Origin of the sequence: Streptomyces sp. CA-179760 (assembly GCF_050937045.1) — a bacterium.
Taxonomy (GTDB): domain Bacteria; phylum Actinomycetota; class Actinomycetes; order Streptomycetales; family Streptomycetaceae; genus Streptomyces.
Window position 1 is genome coordinate 1 of record NZ_JBNJLZ010000002.1, and the last position, 15,223, is coordinate 15,223.

Genomic DNA, 15,223 nt, shown 5'->3' on the forward strand with positions numbered 1-15,223 from the left:
ATGCAACGTCGGTAGAGACTATTTGGGAGCTCTGCTCGCGGTTGGAGTTAGGCTCAGTGAGCGCCGAGGATGGACGGCGACCGGAAGACCCGCCCAGGCGTGGCGTCTGGTGGGCCACCGGGCGCCGATGGTCGCGGTGTGCTCGCTGGAGAACGACCCGGTGCTGAAGGAGCTGGGCGTGCGGACCACCACCAACCCGATCCAGCTTGCCCTTTGGGCCGGGTCCCGGGCCCGGTGGTCGTGTTTCGCCACGTACGCCTCCCTGGTGGACCGCGAGGACATCGACGCCACCGGAGGGCCGGCGGAGAGGTGCGCGGGCCGCTGGAGGCCGCTCTGGCGGGCGGAGAGCGGCTGTACGGCCAGCGTATGGCGGGCTTCGACCCTCGCGATCGTGGATGAGGCGCAACGGCACCCGCAGGTGATCTTGGGAGGCCGTGGGCGGCGATCCACGACAATGCCCGCATCCCGGCGGACTTCCGGCTCTACCTGACCGCGACCCCGCGGCATCCTCAGCCGCGGCCCGCCCGCAGAAGGGTGCGGAGGGCCAGGAGGCGGAGATCGCGACCATGGCCGATGATCCGAACGGTACGTACGGCGCGTGGCTCGCAGAGCTCGGGCTCTCGGAGGCGATCGAGCGGGAAATCCTCGCCGGGTTCGAGATCGACGTCCTGGAGATCCGCGACCCCTCCCCCGTCATCGGGGAGTCCGAGGAAGCCCGGCGCGGCCGGCGCCTGGCGCTTCTGCAGACCGCGCTCCTGGAGCACGCCGCCGCGTACAACCTCCGCACGGTCATGACGTTCCACCAGAAGGTGGAGGAGGCCGCCTGCGTTCGCGGAGAAGCTGCCCGAGACGGCTGCCGAGCTGTACGTCAACGACGCCACCGATGAGGACCTGGCCGCCGCCGACAAGCTGCCGAAATCGTCCATCGACGCGGAGTTCTACGAACTCGAGGCCGGCCGCCACGTCCCGCCGGACCGCGTCTGGTCGGCTGGCTGTGCGGCGACCACCTCGTGACCGAGCGGCGCGAGGTCATCAGGCAGTTCGCCAACGGCATCGACGCAGCCGGCCGCCGGGTCCACCGCGCGTTCCTCGCCAGCGTTCGCGTGCTCGGGGAAGGCGTGGACATCACCGGCGAGCGGGGAGTCGAGGCCGTCTGCTTCGCGGACACCCGCGGCTCCCAGGTGGAGATCGTGCAGAACATCGGCCGAGCGCTCAGGCTCAACAAAGACGGCAGCACGAAAGGGTGGCCAGGATCATCGTGCCGGTGTTCCTGGAGCCCGGCGAGGACCCCACCGACATGGTCGCCAGCGCCTCGTTCCCGCCCTCTTGTAGCGGTCCTCCAGGGCCTGCGCAGTCATGATGAACGACTCGTCGAGCAGCTCGCCTCCCGCGCGCTCACCAGCGGCAAGCGCAAGGTCCACCTCCAGCGCGATGAGGACGGGCGGATCGTCGGAGCCGGCGGAGAGGGCGAGGGCGAGGGGCGAGGACCAGGACGACACCGACGCTGCTGCCGAGTCCGCCCTGCTGCACTTCTCCTGCTCCCCGCGACGCGGGCGACGATCGCCGCGTTCCTGCGCACCCGGGTCTACCGGCCGGAAGTCGCTGGTGTGGCTGGAGGGCTACCAGGCCCTGATCCGCTGGCGGGCGAGAACGAGATCACCGGCGTCTACGCCGTGCCCTACGACGTTGAGGTCGAGGTCGGGGCGACGAAGGCGTTTCCGCTTGGGCGGTGGGTGCACCAGCAGCGCAAGGCCCTGCGGGCCGGGGAGCTGGAGGACCGGCGCAAGGTCCTCCTGGACGCACCGGAAGCCGGGATGCTTTGGGAGCCCGGTGAGGAAGCGTGGGGAGGCCAAGCTCGCCGCGCTACGGTCCTACCGGCGGGCAACCGGGCACCTCGCGCCACGTCAGGACGCGGTGTGGGACGACCCGGCCGGCGGCCGGTCCCGTGCCCCTCGGGCAGCACATGGCCAACCTCCGCAGGAAGGGCGCGAAGAACGGCCTGGGCAAGGACCCGGAGCGGGCCGCCGTACGAAGAGCGCAGCTCACCGCGATCGACCCGGACTGGGACTGCGAGTGGCCGCTGGATTGGCAGCGGCACTGCCGCGTGCTCGCGGGATCTGGTCGAGGGCCGACGGCAGCCTGCCCGAGATCCAGCCCGGCGTGCTGATGGACGGCGACGACCTCGGCAAGTGGCTCCAGCAGCAGAAGCAGCCAGCCACGTGGGCCCGGCTCCTGCCCGAGCAGCAGGAGCGACTGGTCCGTGTTGGGCATCAAGCCGTTTGAGGAGCCGTCTGCCGCCCCGGCGGCCAGGCGCGCGAGGAAGGGTCCGAGCAAGGCGCAAGAAGCGTTCCAGCGGGGCCTTGCGGCCCTCGCGCAGTGGGTGGAGCGGGAGGGCGCCGACCGGCCGGTGCCGCGCGGCCACACCGAGGAGATCACCCTTCGACGGCGAAAGACGAGCCGGGTGACGTCAAACTGGGCGTATGGATCTCGAACACGAAATCCAGGAGGGACCGGGCTGAACGCCGACCAGCTCGCCGGCCTCCGGGAACTCGGCATGAAGTGGGCGTGAGGGCCGCGGCTACCGCCTAATCCGCGTCCACCGGACCACGGGCGGCAACTCTGTGCCGCCCGTGCCAACGTCGATAAGGCCGCGCTACGACCTGCGCCAACGGCGGTTTTGCCGGGGCAGGCCAAGCCGGGCCTGGACGGTGCGCTCGAGCCAGTCGACAAACTCGTCAGGCGTGTCCGGCTGGAGGGGCAACACCCAGCACCTCGCCCACTCCTCATACTTCGAACGGGCGCTGGCCGTGTGCTGCCGCAGCCGAGAGACAGCTGCCCCCGACGCGGAAGTCGGGTCGGTCGGGTCCGGCCGGCGTAGCAGGCCATGCCGTCGGCGTTGACGACGATGTACACGGCCCGCTCCTCTCGGCCGCTGTCCTCATCGATGCCGAGGGGACAACACCTGAACTCCTCGAGCCAGGGCCGAGCCAGGTGTGCGAGCGCCGCGTACCGGTCCGGCGTCATGGTGACGACGCCGGACCACACGGGAGCCGTCACCGGTTGCGCGGCTTGCGCTCAGAGATGAGGCGCAGATCGTCGGCCGATGTCGTCGATCTGGTTGAACGACGCCTCGACCTCGACCCACGCGAGCTTGTCCGTGGTGCCGTTCTTCTCGCGCAGCTCGAACAGGTCACGCAGGCGGTCGACGGCGGTGCTGAGCTGCTCCTGGAACACCGTCAGCTTGTCGGCCTCCTGCTCCGCCGGGGTCTTCTTCTCCTTGCCTGGGGCCTTGGCCTTCCAGCCGTGCCGGACGGCGCTGCGGAGCATCGCGTTGTAGGTGGAGCCCCGCCAGTCGGTCTTCTGCTCGACGAGTTCCTGCTTCTCCGTGTCCCACCAGCGCAGGGGCAGGCCCGCGCGTACGCGTTTGATCGCGTCCGCGAGAATCAGGCGTCCTTCCCTCTGGGCGAGCAATCCCTTGGTGATCAGACCGACGCTCGTGCGGGCGATGGTGGTCCCGGCGTGCGCCTCGGCCGAGCCGGCGGCCGCGAGGAGGTGGCCGCTCATCACCAGGGAAATCATGCCGAGTGCGCCGAGCAGCAGCGTGGCCTGGGTTTCTCCCGTGTCCGCGCGGCCGAGGAGTTCGTCGACCTTCGTGTCTGTGTCGATGTTCTCGACGACCCAGGAGTTGTCGACGAGGTCCTGCCACAGGCAGATCGTCTCCAGGGCAGTCCGCGGCGAGTTCGTGGGCATGCTCGCGGAGTAGGAGCGCAGCCCCAGCTCGACGATCGGCCCGTTACGGCGGCTGAGCACGAGGTTGCCCTCGGTTTGCAGCTTGCTGCGCACCAGCGCGTTGAACCTCGGGCTCTTGTAGGTCAGATGCTGCATAACGAGGGCAAACCGCAGGTCGGGAAGCTCGGGGTTAAAGCCGAGTCCCTCCATCGAGGCGGCGACGTCCCCACGGCCCGATCAGGGCGTCACGGGTGGGCCGGGCCTGCGCTTCGGGGCCCAGGAGCCCCTCGTCGTACAGCCCGTTGATGATCTCCTCCGCCTTCACGGCGTTCTTCGCGCCGTCGGCAAACACCTTGCCGCCGGTGTTCATGCGCAGCAGCAGGGAGCGGACGCCGGCGGGGAAGCGCTGCATTCCACGCTGAGCGTTGTCGTCGCGGTAACCCACGATGACCGTGACGGGGATGGTCAGGGCGTTGAGGGCCATGGCCCACTTGTTGCGGTCCCTGATGTCGGCCGAGGAGCCGGTGCGCGGCTCCTTGAGACGGCTGTACGCGGCCTTGATCACCTTGCGGACCAGCTCGCGACGGCGCTCGAGAGACATCCGCATCAGGTGCGAGGGCCGCAGCACCACACGCTTCTTGCTCGCGTCCCCGATCAGGGAGTCGTCCACCCATCCGCGCGGCACGGGCGGGATGCGGTGGTAGCAGAAGGCGAGGCGGCAGTTACCGTCGACGGCGGTGAGGTCGTCAGCGGGCTCGCCGGTCTCGGACTTGAAGGTCACCGGCACCAGCATCAGCGGGCGCTCAACGAGCCGCTCCCCCACTTCCTGAGGGTTGTCGGTCAGTACGCGCTTCGCGGACCGATCGACGGACTCCTCGATGTCCTTGTAGGCGTCGGGGTGGATCAGGACAGCATGCTCGGTGTGGGGCCTGGGCATGGCCAGGGCCTTGCGTACGTCGGCGGCGTGCGGATCGGCCGCGTAGGAGACTTCGGCCAGCAGACGGTCGTTCTCGATCGCGAGCGAGACCATGGGAGAGTAGGCCCGGTAGGAGATGACCATCAGCCAGCCGGTCTCCACCCGGTGCCGCTCGACGCGAATGCCCTCGAGGTCCTGGGGCTCGACGGCACCCTGGACGAGGCGGCGGATTGCCTCATCGGAGAGGTGGACGTCGGGGTGGTTCTGCAGGTACTCCTCCGCGTTCGTCGTCGCGCTCGGCGGAGGAAGCCGGTGTTCGAAGTCGCCGTCGACGTTGCGGAAGTCGGTAACGGGGATGACCTGGATCTCGTTGTCAGCCGACTCGAACTCCGGCATGGAGGTGTCGCTCACGCGACCGCCCTTCTGGATACGGCCGCACACAAAAAAGATGGCGCGGCCTGCGGAAGTACGCGAGGCAGCACCATTCGGAGGAGCTACGCACCCTCGTCGCCGTCGGAGGACCGCAGTCCCACGGGGCGTACTCGGCGTCAGTGTGTAAGCCGTCGGCAATCCGGTTGCCCACCCCAGGGATGGCGGGTGAGGAGACGCGGGTCGTGCGCACGCGGACCGCAGTCCTATGCGCAGGCGTCCGGCCGCTGCATCAACGGCGTCAACTAACCAGGATAGTACTGGCGCTTGTCACGCGGTACCGGAATGCGAGAACAGGGAGGGGCGGCCCGCAGGACCTTGACCGGCCGGAGTCGTGTGAGCTGCTGAACGAGTCGTGGGAGCACCACATGCTCAAGCTGGAGATGGCGGGTGCGATCCGGACGGCCGGGTGGTTCGCGACGTTAGAAGTGCCGGCGGAGGACGGGTCGTGGCGGGCGGACGTCATGGCCTCGTCCACGGACGGGAGCCGGCGCATGGCCTGGGAGGCGCAGTTGTCGCCGATCACTGTGGACGACATCGCCGCCCGCACTGACCGGTACGCCAAGATAGGTATCCGAGTGTGCTGGGTGCACCCGGGCGCGCGGCCGCCGCAGTGGATCACCGCGGTGCCGGCCGTCCGGGTCAGGGCTCCGCAGGAGCGGAATGAGCCGTGGGTGGTGGACGACGGCCTCGCCGGGTTCGTGTACCGAAGCGGGCGATAGAAGTTCCAGGAAGAGCCCTTGGAGCGGTTCGTGCGGTGGGCGCTGGAGGAACAGCTCGTTTCCGCTGAGGTGCTGCCCCGGTACCGGCGGGTGTATCTGGTGGTCGACGGTGAGCAGCGGCGGTTCCGCCGGGATCGGTGGTGGACGTCGCAGAAGTCGATCGCTGACCAGGGCAGGCACGAGGTGATGCGGCAGCGGCAGGATGCCGCGCGGGCGGAGCGGGAGGCGCGGCAGAAGGAGCAGGAGGAGGCTGCGGAGCGGCGCCGCCGGGAGGTGGAGGAGCAGGAGCGGGCGCGGAAGGCCGAGGAGGCTGAGCGTCGACGGCTGGAGCGAGAAGAGGAGGCGCGTCTGCGCCTTGAGGAGGCGCGGCGGCGGTGGGCGGAGGAAGCTGAGCGCCGGGAGCGGGAGAGGGCGGAGCGCGAGGCGCGTCTGGCCCGGGAACAGGCCAAGCGTGAGGAGCAGGAGCGCCAGGACCTGGAGACGGCGCGGGCGTGGTGGGGCCGGCTGTCGCCGCAGCAGCAGACCGAGCTGTTTACTGCCGTCGCTGAGTACGCCTGGCGCGAGTCGAGTGTTCGGGTGGAGGTCCCGGAGAAGCCGATGATGTGGCCGCAGTACGCCCGCGGCGTTCCGGTTCATGTGGCCGACAAGCGGCGGACGCTGTACGGGATCGTGCGGCCCTGCCCCGACCTGGTAGCCGCCTGCCCCACGCTCGCGGAGGAGCTGGTCTTGGCCCGTAACGCTCACGAGGCGCGCGAACTCGCCGCCGTCCTGCCCCAGGGCCGGATCGTCCACCTCGACCTACCCGAACACGAGCAGCTCACCGTGTGCTGAAGCGACCGTCTGGCAGCACTTCAACGGCAGCAGGATCGCAACCACGTGGTGCTGCCTCTTTTCCCTTGGCGCTGGGGTGGGCCCGACCGGGCCCACCGGGCAAGGCCCTCAGGTCAGGGCAGCGTGGCCGGCCTCGGTGGCCTCCATCAGGTCGGGCCGCTCTCCGTTCGCCGGGTGGACGATCCGGATGAGACCGCCGTCGTGCAGGTCGATCGTCGCCTTGTAGAGCCCGAACTGCTTCTCCTGCCATGCCACGCGCCGGGGGTCTTCCTCGGCGGCGCTTCGCTCGAAGTCCGCCGGGTGGATGGTGTGAAAGAAGTCGGAGGCGGCCACGGGCTCTGGTGACTGGGCGATCAGGCGAAGGAGCTCATACTCATCAGCGTTCAGCGTCATGACGGCAGCCTAGAGGGCCAGCTGGGAAGGATTGACGAATCCGGGCTCAGGTGTCGGTGGCTCCGTTACCCCCCAGCTGCCCGCTCCCCGATGGGGGCACAGGAGCCTGCAAGGCGTAGCACGTGTACGGCACGGTGGTCCGGCTCGGCTGGGTCCGCTCCCCGCAGTCGATCGAGGTCCGCTTCGGCACCAGCCAGGCCGGGGCCGTCGACGTCCCGCTCTACACCACCGCCTCCGTCGACTCTGGCTGCCGGCCCGTGGCGGTACCCGGCTTCACAAGGGGGGCGGGACCGCCGCGGAGCCGATGTCGTCTCGTTCACAGCCTGGCGTCTGCGGCGGCAAGCCGAGCGTGACTAGAAGGCACGAAGCTCGACGCCGATCCCCATGCCGTCGAGGTCGCTCACGAGCCTCCAGTAAACGTCGCTCTCGTAGAAGCTCGCTGCATCGCCGTTCCCCTCAGCGGGGTCGATCTTGTCCATCTCTGGGACGTCGTAGGTCACCGTGTACCCGGCCTCCGTGTCGGTCCACTGGACCCGGACCACCATGTCCGCTGTGCCGATGTCGTAGTCGTCGTTCCCGTGGTTCTTAGCGATGTACTCGAACGGGTACGTGAACGTATAGCTGTCGTCCTTCTTGATCGACCGCAGGTAGTCCTGCTCGTTCTCGAAGCCATAGTTGTTCGACTCACTCCACATGGAAGGAGCGTAATGCTCTGCAGCTCTGCCAGAGTCGACACTATGGGCCGGTAGGCAAGCGCTCGTAGACCGTCTGCCAGTCCCGGAACTCCTCCCGTGGCATCTCCCGCCACTGGCTGCCGGTCCGGAACCGCCACGCCAAGCCCTCGAACTGCTCACGCAGCCGCTGCGGGTACGGGCCGTATTGTCCGACCGGCAGAAACGCTCGATCAACTCCCGCTCACTGGTGCCTCTGCGCGGCGGTCCTGGAACACTCGGGTTATGCCGCTCATCCGTGACATCGTCCAAGCCGACTACTCGGTGGTGGAGGAGCTGCTGTACTCGAACCATCTGGGAGACGGCGGGTTCTACGACCCCGAGCTCGAGGGCCTGGACGTGGTCGTGGCCGAGCTCCACGGGTGTGTCGGCAGCCGCGTCACACGCAGCGCCTCTGCCAGTACCGGGTTCACGCCGTGGGTGCCCAGGCGGAGGTAGAAGCCCTTCAGGCAAGGCGCCGCGGTCTTCAACGCACTGTGCCCGTACGGGCGTTTACCCTCCCGCCACGGCAGACCGAACGGCCCCGGGTAGTGAGCTCCTAGAGCTGCCATGTAGTGCCGCAGATCGTCCAGCGACACCGAGCCTGTGTCCAGGCCTGCGAATCGCAGCCACCGCAGATGGTCCACCAGCACATACGCATACGTATGGTCTGTACCCGCGGCGCAGGTACGCAGGAAGCCGTCCGCCTCGGCCACCACCGAACAGTCCGTATCCACGACCGTGTAGGACACACGACCCCCGGCACGGACGATCTCCTGCACCCGTAACTCGCCCACCACCAGCCGACCACCCACCCAGCACCGCCCCCTCCGGACCGGGAACCGCCCCGGTGGCGGCACTCCCGGCCCCGAGTCCACACCCCTCCCCCACACCTATGGCCCACTCCACGCGAACGTCCCACACACCCAGGTGACGGTTGGTAAAGTCCGTCACCCTCACACGCCAGAACGCCCCCTCGGGCCACATTGGCCGTAGGCATCCTCAGGGGCAGGCATGGCCGACGGCCCGGTGGTTCATCCATACCGCCACATCGCACACCCGCAGCGCACTCACCGTCTCGGGTAGCCCCGCGGCCTGTCTCAGTTCCAGCAGTCGGCGGTGCAGGGCTTGGTCGTCCGCGCGGAGCGCGGCATGGAGAGCGAGCCAGAAGGACGGCGGCCGGCCGACGGCACAGCGGACGATTCGGTCGTAGACCGGGAGCAGTCGGGGACGCTTGCGGGCCAGGACCTTCCCGGCGATGACCCAGTTGACCCCATACTGCTCGCAGAGCAGACCCCAAGCCTGATCCGCCGGCGAGCCGTCGGCCACGACGACCGCGTCGGCGTCAACCATGTCGATGTCCCTGGGAATGGCGTGCAACAGACCGGACAGCCGCACGCCGAGGCGGCCCTCCAAAATGTCCAGCGCAACAGGCGCCGGAACGGTGACCGACAGGGTCTGCACCGCGACCAAATCCTCCGCCGTGATCCGGTCAGCGACCTCCGGCCGGTCTCCCCCACCCGCCAGATGCTCGAACCGACTCCCGGTGAACGGCGCCTCACCGGGTGGCATGCCTATGCCGAAGTAGCGCCGAAGGTCGCCGACGACATGCTCGGAACTCAGCAAGACGCGCAACCGCTGCCCCAACGGCGACAACGCTCTATCAGGAACACCGGACGCTGTGGTGGAAGCGGCCATGAGTACTCCGTCCTTCATCGACATCGTGAGCAAGCCAGTCTGTAGCAGGGCGGCCAAGTGGGCGCGCCAACACAGAAGCAGCTGTCTTGCGCCACACCCGTCCTGCCACGACGGCACCGCGCAGGATGACGGCAGCTTGTACTCGCCAGAGGGGCACAACCAGGTTGCGGTCCGTTCGGGCTCTCTCCAACAAACGCTGCATGCCCAAGGCTTGAAGCTCTCGGCGGGACACGGCCGACAGAGAGCCGGGGGTACGGCCGAGGCCTGCGCTGGCTACGCGGTGCCGTGGCCAGCAACCGATCGCAAATTCTTATTCTTCGCTGCTGCCTCAGCGGTGTGCGGGGCGCAGGTACATCGGCAGGACGGTGCGCATGAGCTGTTCGCCGCGGGTGGTGATGGCCTCGAAGTCGCTGCGGGCCATGGCTGCGAAGTTGGTCGGGTAAGAGGCGACCGCGCTGCGCGGGACGAGGTCGGCGGGCGGTGCGGGCAGCCGGTCGTCCTTCATGCCGAGGTACGCGAGGGCGAAGCCATCGATGCGCCCGCTCGCCGCCCACTCGTGCAGGCGAGCGCGGGCGGAGTCCTGGGCCTTGCGGTGGACAGTGGCGAAGGAGCGGTTGAGGCGTCCGAACATGAAGTGGGGTGCTTTCAGCGTAAGTTCGCCCAGGCCGGCGTCGCAGGAGATGATGAAGGGCACGTCGTAGACGTGCTGGGTGTGGTGCGGTGAGCGTCCGGGTTCGAGGACGGACAGGCCGAGGTTGTCGTAGACGCCACCGTCGGTGAGCAGCACGGTGTGCTGCTGCTGGTGTCCGTCGCGGTGCTGGAAGGTGAAGGTGCGTTCCAGGGCCGGCAGGAAGGCGGGGTAGGCGGCGGAGGCGGCGACGGCAGTGGCGACGTGGATGGGTTCGGTGATGCTGCCGTAGCGGGAGCATCCGCTGCGGGTGCTGCCGAAGCGGACGGCGTTGGTGGTGGCCAGGTCGGTGGCGGTGAGGACGACGTCGAGGCCGGGGTGGGTGACGTCGGCCATGGTGGTGGTGCCGAATGCTTTGTGGGTGAGGACGGCGGCCAGGGCGTCGGTGCGGTTGGCGGGACGGGCGAGGCTTACGCCGCGGTCGCGGGAGAGCAGTCTGCGGGTGCCGGCGCGGGCGGCCGCGGCGAGGTTGCGCACGGTCGCGGAGGGTTTGAACGCCTGGCGTGCGATGTCGAGTTGCAGGCCGGAGCGCAGCAGGTCGGTGGTGTGGGCGTCAAAGTCGGCGAAGTCGGCCGGGCCGTAGGCCCACAGAGCGGCGAGCAGGGAGCCGCCGGAGATGCCGGAGACGACACGGATGAGGTCGAGGAGATCGCGGTCGTTGAGGGCGCGCAGGCAGCCCAGGTGGAAGGCGACAGCGCGGGAGCCTCCGCCGGACAGGGCGAGGCCGAGAGTGCGGGTCATGAGCGGGAGCCCTTGCGTGGGAGGGGAACGGGGCCGTGAGGGCGGGCGGCGTAGCCGCCGGGCCACCACGTCACGGGGCCGAGGCGGGCGAGTGGTTGCGGCGAGGGCGGCTCGGCCGCGGCGGGCGCTGTGCGGGTGGCGAGATGGGCGTAGAGGTCGGGGCCGTGACCGGTGGCGAGCCACGTGTGCCAGACCGGGTCCGGCCCCCCGGCGATGAGGACGAGGGCGCGGGCGGGGGCGTCGTCCAGGGGCAGGGTCAGCAGTTCCATGGCCGTGCGGTCGATGGCGCTGGGCTGTGCCGGCGAGTGAGGGTGGGTGTGCCACAGGCCGAGGAAGCGGCTGGTGTTGCCGGTCGCGGTGCGGCGGGCGGCGAGGTGGCGGGTGACGCCGTCCAGACCGTGCTGGAAGTAGGTCTCGGCCAGCAGGGAGTCCGGGGGCGGTCCGGTGGCCTCGTCAACGTAGATGATGCCGGTGGAGTCATCGATGGCGCCCAGCAGCATGCCGCCCGTTTCGACGCGCGGACCGCGGACGCGGGCGCCACGGCGGGCTTCGGCCCGCATCTCGGCGAGCGCGGCGGGGGCGATGCGGACGTCATAGCCGGTGGCCTCGTCGGTGACGATCGTGTCGTTGGGCCAGGTCAGCCAGCGCGGCCCAGCGGGCTGGGCTGCGGTGGGGCCGGCGGGCATGCGGATGATGAGCGTGGCCATGGTGTGCCGGTCGACGGGGTCGGCCAGGGCATGGAGGATACCGGTCACCAGTTGTCCGGCCAGCGCGGCGACGTCGGCGGCCGATCCCGTGAAGGTGGCGTCCGAACAGCCGGGTTCGGGCTGGAAGAGCTCAGTTGGGGGCTGGGCGGGGAAGAAGTCCTCGATCAGGTCGTCGAAGGCGTGCGTGGCGTCGGTGTGCGCGGCCAGCGCGGTGCGGCGCAGCACGTCGGCGCCGCCGCCGGTGGTACCGCGCGGTGAGAGGGCTGCGAGGCCGCGGGTGGCGTGGTGGCCGATCATCAGCGTGGCCAGGTGGGGCCAGGGGGCGGCATCGGTGCGGCGGGCGCATTCGAGTCGGGCACGGACGATGCGGTTGGCGGTGCAGTCCCAGATCAGGTCGAAGGTGTGCAGGTCGAGGCCGGACAGCCGGGTGGTGATGTCGCCGACGAGTGCTTCGACATGGGTGGTGTGGGGGTCGATCCGGTTGAGGCGGTCGGCCAGGACGCTCGCCTTGGGCAGGCCGATGTCGGCATCCGTGTAGGGCTGGCGGGCCAGGATTCCCGGGTGGACGAGCGCCTGGTCAGCGACGGTGAGGTGCGCGGCGCCGGCGCGGGCGCACATGTCGGCGATGGGGGCGCCCAGGGCGCCCGCGCCGAGAACGAGAATGCGTTTGCCGCGCAGCCAGGCGGCGGGGGTGGTGTGGTCGCGGCGGACGGTGACTTCGGGGCGGGCCTCGTAGATGCGCATCCACCGGGTGGGCAGACGGTCGAGCCATTCGGTGCCGAACTGGATGACCTCGTCGCCGAGCTCGGCCAGGTGCGGGCGGCCGCTGAAGGCGGTGCGGGCGGCCAGGCGCCCTACCTGGTCGGCGAAGTCGGGCAGATGCCAGGCCACCAGGTGGGTCTGGCGCGGCCCGTCACCGGCGATGCCCCGTGAGGGGGTGCCCAGCAGCAGGTGCACCGGCGCGGTCGGGGTGTCCTCGTCGTCCTCGTCCGGCACGTCGCCGTCGGGGTGGAGCAGGGTGCGGTTGTGGTCCGCGACGAATCCCGTCAACCCCAGTAGCAGGCGTGGCGTGATGCGGTCGCGGGCCAGGGCCTCGACCAGTTCCCGCGCGGTGAGCGGGTATTCGAACGTCAGGTGCGTCGTGGTGACGACGGCGGGGGCGAGAAACGCGCGGGCGCCGGCCGGGAGAGCGGCGCTCTCCCGCAGCTGCTCCGGGCTTTCGGGCCAGGGGCCCTCGACGGCGAGCCAGCCCACCACGTCGCATCGCGTCTCGTTGACCTGGTGCAATACGGCGGCGCCCAGCCATGGCCCGTCCGGCAGGGCGACGGGCGCGTCGCGGCGGATCACGAGGAGCCCCGCTGTGTGGTCGGTCAGGGCGTTCGGGGGGTGCAGGGGGTCGCCGGGCCGGTCCAGTTCTCCCGCGGCGGCCGCCTCGAACCAGTCCAGGAGGCGGTTGATGAACCCGTACATGCCGTCGGCCGGATCCCACTCGGTCGCCGTCGAGCGGTACAGGCACAGGTGGCGACCCCAGTTGACGTGCGGGGCGCCGGCGAACCGGGTGTGCCGGGTGCGCACGCTGGGAGCCCGGAAGGGAAAGTCCGGGGGGATCAGCAGGGTGACCGCTTCCACGCTGCGCAGCCGCAGGCCGCCCTCGGTGCGCGACAGGTTGGCGCAGCCCACGCTGATGCGGGCCTCGACGTACCCGGGCCGGTCGGCGACAGCGGCCACGTGCGTGGCCGCTACCGCTCCTTGGGAGGCCTGGATGATGCGGTGGAGCTGGTCGAGGGCGAGCTGCTGGCCTTCGGTGAGTTGCAGGGTGGTGCTGTCCTTCACGCGGCACCGAATCCGATCTGTACCGCCGGTTCGGCCTTGTCGCCCCTGGCCTGCTGCACACCGGCGCGGGCGGCGTCCGTGCCGCGCCGGTGCGGGAGGCCGGCTGCGGCAGTGAATGAAGCGGCCGGGAAGCGAGTGGTGCCCATCGCGGCCAGCAGCCGACGTCCCCCGCTGGCGGCCTTCAGCACCTGGGCCTTGTTCTCCAGGTCGGTGACGTCGACGAGTTCGAGGCCCAGGCCCGGCTCCAGAGCGAAGACCACCGGGCGGGGCTCCTCCTTGGAGGGGTACTCCCCCGTGCACAGCACCGGGTAGTCGGTGATCGACTCATAGGCGGTGCGGGCCAGCAGGTGCGGCGGGTCGTTGCCCGTGTCGTCCTTGTCGCGGAAGGGCCGCGAACTGGAGATCACCCGGGCGTCCGCGCCGGCATGCGCCTGGAGCTGGTCGAGGATGTCCTGCTTGAGCTCCTCCTCGCCGTCCTCGCCGTCGGCGTACATGACCTTCTTCGAGCAGTGGTGCGGGGAGAGCAGCACGTCCCAGTCCACCCGGTCCGAGTTGCCTGCGGCCTCACTGTTCTCGAAGATCATCTTGATGATGGGGTAGGCGAGGTCGCCCAGGAACAGCAGTCGGCCGACCGTGCCGTCATCGGCCTTCAACTGCACTTGCAGGGCCAGAGAGGTGTCGTTGCGGTCGCCGGCGCAGTTGTCTTTGAACGGTGCGTGTACGAACGCCTCGAACCGGTCTCCGACGTCCCGGCCGTCGACCTTGGTGATCACATCGCCGGGGAAGGTGAAGTACTCGTCGGGCAGCTGGGCGTAGGAGTGGTCCTCGCGGTCCTCGTCATAGCCGATGATCCGCACCCGGTCCCCGCTCGGGGGCTCCTTGCCGTCCTCGACGGCCTGGAGGGTGGCGTCCACGCGCCGTTCGACCTCTTCCTGGAAGCGGCGGGCGTCCTCGCACATGGGCTTGTCCTCGGAGAGTTCGCGCCACAGCCGGGGCGTCGCCCAGATCTCCCCGATCAGAACGGAGCTCTCCAGCAGGTCACCGAACCCGCAGCAGTGGTCCTTGTCCGCGTGGGTCAGGGCGAAGACCGCCAGGTAGGGCGTCTTGCCGTCGGGCTGCGGCAGGGTCTCCTCGAGGCGGTCGATGACGGCGGCGACCACCGCGTCGTCCTCGTCGGCGGCCTTCATGTCCCGCAGGTCGACCTGCATCACCAGGTCGTCGCCCAGCACGATGGTGGTGGAGTCACCCGTGCCCACCGGCCAGAACACCACCCCCTGCCCGGGAAGTTCCGCCTCGACCATGTCCTACCTCTTCGCTCAATAATGATCAACTAACGGGAAAAGCACACCAGTTCACTGCTCAGGCCAGATCTACCACGCGCCACTGACAACGCCCCCGCGATCGAACGTTGGAGCGTTCAGGCTCTCCTCCTGATGCCCGTGCCCGGCGATCCCCTCCTCGCCGTGGCCGGCGAACGAGTGCTGGTGCCGTCCGGTGATCCGGACCAGAGAGTGCGTGGCCGCGTCGATACCGGCCAGGCCCAGGATCGTGTTCGGCGTCGTGCGCATCGGCACCTCTAGCGACTCACCCGGTCACCGTCTCGTGCCTGATCTTCTGGTGCCGGGTGTCCTCCGTCGTCATGACGACCTCCGCCCCCGGCCCGCCGCGGCATGCCGGGGCATACGAAAGGCGGGCCCGAAGCCCGCCTACTTGCTCTTCTTCGAGCCACGCGACGCGCGCTCGTTCACCGTCGTCGACGGGTGCCTACGCACCGTCGACTGCTTCACGAACCGACCCGTGACCGCACTCCGACCACGCTTCCCACC

General features: G+C 69.6%; 14 protein-coding genes and 1 pseudogene. 5 read left to right on the forward strand and 10 right to left on the reverse strand.

The window, feature by feature from the left end:
- Positions 1-566 precede the first annotated feature (566 nt).
- On the forward strand, positions 567-887 hold the full coding sequence (locus tag ACQEV8_RS42400; protein ID WP_432973528.1) for a hypothetical protein: 321 nt from the start codon (positions 567-569) through the stop codon (positions 885-887).
- A gap of 1,186 nt (positions 888-2,073) precedes the next feature.
- The gene (locus ACQEV8_RS42405; RefSeq protein WP_432973531.1) at positions 2,074-2,283 is read left to right on the forward strand and encodes a helicase associated domain-containing protein; all 210 of its coding nucleotides are present in this window, start codon (positions 2,074-2,076) and stop codon (positions 2,281-2,283) included.
- 792 nt (positions 2,284-3,075) lie between these two features.
- Here ACQEV8_RS42405 and ACQEV8_RS42410 read toward each other — a convergent pair.
- Both ACQEV8_RS42410 and ACQEV8_RS42415 read right to left on the reverse strand, forming a co-directional pair.
- Positions 3,076-3,885 (reverse strand): hypothetical protein, encoded by an 810-nt coding sequence (locus tag ACQEV8_RS42410; protein ID WP_432973534.1) that lies wholly within the window; start codon positions 3,883-3,885, stop codon positions 3,076-3,078.
- Between the two features lie 34 nt (positions 3,886-3,919).
- A complete protein-coding gene (locus ACQEV8_RS42415) occupies positions 3,920-5,056 on the reverse strand; it encodes a hypothetical protein (protein WP_432973537.1) in 1,137 nt (378 codons plus the stop codon).
- A 386-nt stretch (positions 5,057-5,442) separates the two neighbouring features.
- Between ACQEV8_RS42415 and ACQEV8_RS42420 the strand changes: the two genes are divergently transcribed.
- Both ACQEV8_RS42420 and ACQEV8_RS42425 read left to right on the forward strand, forming a co-directional pair.
- Complete coding sequence (locus ACQEV8_RS42420; RefSeq protein WP_432973540.1) at positions 5,443-5,796, forward strand: competence protein CoiA family protein; 354 nt, start codon at positions 5,443-5,445, stop codon at positions 5,794-5,796.
- A gap of 18 nt (positions 5,797-5,814) precedes the next feature.
- Entirely contained in the window at positions 5,815-6,627 is an 813-nt protein-coding gene (locus ACQEV8_RS42425) for a hypothetical protein (protein ID WP_432973543.1), read from the forward strand.
- Positions 6,628-6,735: 108 nt separating this feature from the next.
- Here the strand turns inward: ACQEV8_RS42425 and ACQEV8_RS42430 are convergent, their stop codons facing one another.
- From ACQEV8_RS42430 to ACQEV8_RS42440, 3 genes and pseudogenes are all read right to left on the reverse strand, one after another.
- Positions 6,736-7,020 (reverse strand): hypothetical protein, encoded by a 285-nt coding sequence (locus ACQEV8_RS42430; RefSeq protein WP_381220067.1) that lies wholly within the window; start codon positions 7,018-7,020, stop codon positions 6,736-6,738.
- 353 nt (positions 7,021-7,373) lie between these two features.
- Complete coding sequence (locus tag ACQEV8_RS42435; protein WP_190195500.1) at positions 7,374-7,715, reverse strand: hypothetical protein; 342 nt, start codon at positions 7,713-7,715, stop codon at positions 7,374-7,376.
- A 58-nt stretch (positions 7,716-7,773) separates the two neighbouring features.
- A pseudogene (locus tag ACQEV8_RS42440) lies at positions 7,774-7,914 on the reverse strand (transposase); the annotation flags it as partial.
- A 62-nt stretch (positions 7,915-7,976) separates the two neighbouring features.
- Here ACQEV8_RS42440 and ACQEV8_RS42445 point away from each other — a divergent pair.
- Positions 7,977-8,189, forward strand: a complete 213-nt coding sequence (locus tag ACQEV8_RS42445) for a hypothetical protein (RefSeq protein WP_432973548.1) — start codon at positions 7,977-7,979, stop codon at positions 8,187-8,189.
- A 543-nt stretch (positions 8,190-8,732) separates the two neighbouring features.
- On the opposite strand, the gene ACQEV8_RS42450 is transcribed toward ACQEV8_RS42445, so the two are convergent.
- From ACQEV8_RS42450 to ACQEV8_RS42470, 5 genes are all read right to left on the reverse strand, one after another.
- Positions 8,733-9,428, reverse strand: coding sequence for a DUF6308 family protein (locus ACQEV8_RS42450; protein ID WP_432973551.1), 696 nt, complete (start codon positions 9,426-9,428; stop codon positions 8,733-8,735).
- Between the two features lie 328 nt (positions 9,429-9,756).
- The gene (locus tag ACQEV8_RS42455) at positions 9,757-10,857 is read right to left on the reverse strand and encodes a patatin-like phospholipase family protein (RefSeq protein ID WP_432973554.1); all 1,101 of its coding nucleotides are present in this window, start codon (positions 10,855-10,857) and stop codon (positions 9,757-9,759) included.
- The gene (locus tag ACQEV8_RS42460; protein ID WP_432973557.1) at positions 10,854-13,397 is read right to left on the reverse strand and encodes a ThiF family adenylyltransferase; all 2,544 of its coding nucleotides are present in this window, start codon (positions 13,395-13,397) and stop codon (positions 10,854-10,856) included. Before ACQEV8_RS42460 ends, ACQEV8_RS42455 begins: the two co-directional genes overlap by 4 nt.
- Positions 13,394-14,698, reverse strand: coding sequence for a hypothetical protein (locus tag ACQEV8_RS42465; protein WP_432973560.1), 1,305 nt, complete (start codon positions 14,696-14,698; stop codon positions 13,394-13,396). The genes ACQEV8_RS42460 and ACQEV8_RS42465 overlap by 4 nt, the downstream gene beginning before the upstream one ends.
- Positions 14,699-14,767: 69 nt before the next feature.
- Positions 14,768-14,965: a hypothetical protein gene (locus tag ACQEV8_RS42470; RefSeq protein ID WP_432973563.1), complete on the reverse strand. Its 198-nt coding sequence runs from the start codon at positions 14,963-14,965 to the stop codon at positions 14,768-14,770.
- Between the last annotated feature and the right edge of the window lie 258 nt (positions 14,966-15,223).

Excerpts from the sequence above, each read along its gene's own strand:
- ACQEV8_RS42400 (WP_432973528.1), top strand. The coding sequence starts at position 567 with ATGGCCGATGATCCGAACGGTACGTACGGCGCGTGGCTCGCAGAGCTC.
- ACQEV8_RS42410 (WP_432973534.1), bottom strand. The coding sequence starts at position 3,885 with ATGCAGCATCTGACCTACAAGAGCCCGAGGTTCAACGCGCTGGTGCGC.
- ACQEV8_RS42420 (WP_432973540.1), top strand. The coding sequence starts at position 5,443 with ATGCTCAAGCTGGAGATGGCGGGTGCGATCCGGACGGCCGGGTGGTTC.
- ACQEV8_RS42430 (WP_381220067.1), bottom strand. The coding sequence starts at position 7,020 with ATGACGCTGAACGCTGATGAGTATGAGCTCCTTCGCCTGATCGCCCAG.
- ACQEV8_RS42435 (WP_190195500.1), bottom strand. The coding sequence starts at position 7,715 with ATGTGGAGTGAGTCGAACAACTATGGCTTCGAGAACGAGCAGGACTAC.
- ACQEV8_RS42445 (WP_432973548.1), top strand. The coding sequence starts at position 7,977 with ATGCCGCTCATCCGTGACATCGTCCAAGCCGACTACTCGGTGGTGGAG.
- ACQEV8_RS42450 (WP_432973551.1), bottom strand. The coding sequence starts at position 9,428 with ATGGCCGCTTCCACCACAGCGTCCGGTGTTCCTGATAGAGCGTTGTCG.
- ACQEV8_RS42455 (WP_432973554.1), bottom strand. The coding sequence starts at position 10,857 with ATGACCCGCACTCTCGGCCTCGCCCTGTCCGGCGGAGGCTCCCGCGCT.
- ACQEV8_RS42465 (WP_432973560.1), bottom strand. The coding sequence starts at position 14,698 with ATGGTCGAGGCGGAACTTCCCGGGCAGGGGGTGGTGTTCTGGCCGGTG.
- ACQEV8_RS42470 (WP_432973563.1), bottom strand. The coding sequence starts at position 14,965 with ATGCGCACGACGCCGAACACGATCCTGGGCCTGGCCGGTATCGACGCG.